General features: G+C 63.2%; 1 protein-coding gene and 1 rRNA gene. Both read left to right on the top strand.

The window, feature by feature from the left end:
• Nucleotides 1-225, top strand: a 225-nt coding sequence (locus DWX39_RS11270) for a hypothetical protein (RefSeq protein WP_233512213.1), incomplete at its 5' end; no start/stop codon positions are given.
• Between the two features lie 94 nt (nucleotides 226-319).
• Nucleotides 320-3,293: ribosomal RNA gene (locus DWX39_RS10610) — 23S ribosomal RNA — on the top strand.
• Nucleotides 3,294-3,317 lie beyond the last annotated feature (24 nt).

Below are 3,317 nucleotides of genomic sequence, written 5' to 3'. Positions count from 1 at the left end.
AAGTCCCCGCAGCACCCGGTCCCCGGGGTCGCACCCGCGTACCTTGAGAGCCGCATAGCGATAGGAGAGAGATGGAAGATCATTCTTCCAGACTCGATTCTTTTCTGCGATTTATCAGACAGAATGATAGCAATCATTCATCCGATCCAAACAAGAAGAATTCACTTATTAATGAGTGAGGAGCATCTGATCGCGAGCACAGTCAACTACTGTGCCGCGGTATGAGATACCCGAATTGCGACATACGAGCGCTATTCATGATATCGATTAATTAGACTAATTAGCGACACGTGGATATCCCGCGGGCCCGAGAGCGGTCCCGCAAGATACCACGGGCGCACGGCGGATGCCTTGGCACAGGGAGCCGATGAAGGACGCGGCAAGCTGCGATAATCCCCGGCGAGGAGCACACATCCTTCGACCCGGGGGTCTCCGAATGGGCGAACCCATCCACAGAGGTGTGGATATCCCCACCCCGAACACATAGGGGCGGGGAGGACAACCCGGGGAACTGAAACATCTAAGTACCCGGAGGAGAGGAAATCAATCTCGAGACTCCCCGAGTAGCGGCGAGCGAAAGGGGACCGATGGCCAAACCGTCGAGCGGGCATACCCGGCAGGGGTTCCGCCGACGGGGTTGCAGGGCCGCGCATCCGGGGGCTGCCGCCCCCGGGCGCAGGTCCGGCTGGGGAGCGGAACGGCATGGGAGGGCCGGCCGCAGCGGGTGACAGCCCCGTACGCGAACCCAGACCGGACGGCGCGACGCGGTCCCTGAGTAGGGCCGGGCACGTGAAACCCGGTCCGAACCTGGGTGGACCACCATCCAAGCCTGAGTACTACCCTGTGACCGATAGCGCACCAGTACCGTGAGGGAAAGGTGAAAAGCACCCCGGGAGGGGAGTGAAACAGTACCTGAAACCGTGCGCCCACGAGCAGTCGGAGCACCTATACGGTGTGACGGCGTGCCTTTTGTAGAATGAGCCAGCGAGTCGCTGGCGCGGGGCGAGGTTAACCGAAAGGGAGCCGGAGCGAAAGCGAGCCTTAACAGGGCGACTTGAGTCCCGCGCCGCGGACGCGAAGCCGGGTGAGCTATCCGTGGGCAGGCTGAAGCGGGGGTAAGACCCCGTGGAGGGCCGAACGCACGTCGGTTGAAAACGGCGGCGATGACCTGCGGATAGGGGTGAAAGGCCAATCAAACCCGGAGATATCTCGTTCTCCCCGAAATAGCTTTAGGGCTAGCGTCGCGCGTTCACCGCCGGAGGTAGAGCACCGGATGGACGAGGGGGCTTCGCCGCCTACCGAATCCAACCGAACTCCGAATGCCGGCGGCCCAGAGCGCGGCAGTCAGAGCATGTGGGCTAAGCTGTGTGCTCGAGAGGGAAACAGCCCGGACCGCCCGCTAAGGTCCCCAAGTTCCAGCCGAGTGGCAAAGGATGTGCGTCCGCCCAGACAACCAGGATGTTGGCTTAGAAGCAGCCATGCATTCAAAGAGTGCGTAACAGCTCACTGGTCGAGTGGACATGCGCCGACAATACACGGGGCTAAGCTGGACACCGAAGCGGCGGGATTTTGATTTTCAGAATCGGTAGGGGAGCTTCCCATGGGCGGGGAAGCCGCCGGGCGACCGGCGGTGGAGCGCATGGGAGTGAGAATGCTGGCATGAGTAGCGAGAGACGAGAGAGTAACTCGTCCGCCGTGAACCCGAGGTTTCCTGGGCAAGGCTAATCCTCCCAGGGTCAGTCGGGGGCTAAGGCGAGGCCGGGAGGCGTAGCCGACGCGCAGCAGGCAGACATTCCTGCACCGCGCACGCGGCGCTACGACCGACGGGGCGACGGATGGGGGTGGCTCGGCGGGGTTCTGGACGTCCCCGTGATGGAGCGCGGCCCGCGGACCAGGGAAATCCGGTCCGCACGAGGGCGAGGCTCCGGACGAAGCGATCAAGCGAAGCGAGTGAGCCCGAGGTCCCTAGAAAAACCCCTAGGCAGGCGCGTGCGCGCCCGTACCGCAAACCGACACAGGTGGGTGGGTAGAACATACCGAGGCGATCGGGTCAACCATGGTCAAGGAACTCGGCACAATGGCCCCGTAACTTCGGGAGAAGGGGTGCCCGCGCGTACGTGAACCGGCTTGCCCGGGGAGCGGAGGCGGGCCGCAGTGGAGAGGCCCAAGCGACTGTTTACCAAAAACACAGGACTCTGCAGAAGCCGCAAGGCGACGTATAGGGTCTGACGCCTGCCCGGTGCCGGAAGGTCACGCGGAGGAGTTAGCGCATCGCGCGAAGCCCCGAAGCCAAGCCCCGGTAAACGGCGGCCGTAACTATAACGGTCCTAAGGTAGCGAAATTCCTTGTCGGGTAAGTTCCGACCTGCACGAAAGGCGCAACGACTTGGGCGCTGTCTCGACCATGGACCCGGTGAAATTGCACTGGTCGTGAAGATGCGACTTACCCGCGGAAGGACGGAGAGACCCCGTGAACCTTCACTGCAGCTTGGCATTGGCCGCTGGTCCCGCGTGTAGAGGATAGGCAGGAGGCACAGATCCGGAGGCGCCAGCCCCCGGGGAGCCGCCCTTGGAATACTGCCCTCGCGCGACCGGCGTCCTAACCCGAGGCCGTCAACCGGCTCGGGGACCGTGCCAGGCGGGCAGTTTGACTGGGGCGGTCGCCTCCTAAAGGGTAACGGAGGCGCGCGAAGGTCCGCTCGGGACGGTCGGCAACCGTCCTTTTGAATGCAAGAGTACAAGCGGGCTTGACTGCGAGGCCCACAAGCCGAGCAGGTGCGAAAGCAGGCTCTAGTGATCCGGCGGCCCCGAGTGGGTGGGCCGTCGCTCAACGGATAAAAGGTACTCCGGGGATAACAGGCTGATCTTGCCCAAGAGTCCACATCGACGGCAAGGTTTGGCACCTCGATGTCGGCTCATCGCATCCTGGGGCTGGAGCAGGTCCCAAGGGTACGGCTGTTCGCCGTTTAAAGCGGTACGCGAGCTGGGTTCAGAACGTCGTGAGACAGTTCGGTCCCTATCCTCCGTGGGCGCAGGAGAATCGATGGAGGCTGCCCCCAGTACGAGAGGACCGGGGTGGACGCACCTCCGGTGAACCGGTTGTCGACCAACGGCACGGCCGGGTAGCCGCGTGCGGCGCGGATAACCGCTGAAGGCATCTAAGCGGGAAGCCGTTCCAGGGATTAGTTCTCCTTCCGGTAAGGGCCCAGGTAGACTACCTGGTCGATAGACGGCAGGTGCAAGGCTGGCGACAGCCTCAGCCGAGCCGCACTAATCGCCCGAGCTCTTCCGGAACCGCACCTCGCGGCCCGCGGGACC

Origin of the sequence: Collinsella sp. AF19-1LB (genome assembly GCF_003459655.1) — a bacterium.
GTDB lineage: Bacteria > Actinomycetota > Coriobacteriia > Coriobacteriales > Coriobacteriaceae > Collinsella.
Note: the sequence above shows the minus strand (reverse complement) of the source record. Positions and strands in the feature narration are given on the sequence as shown.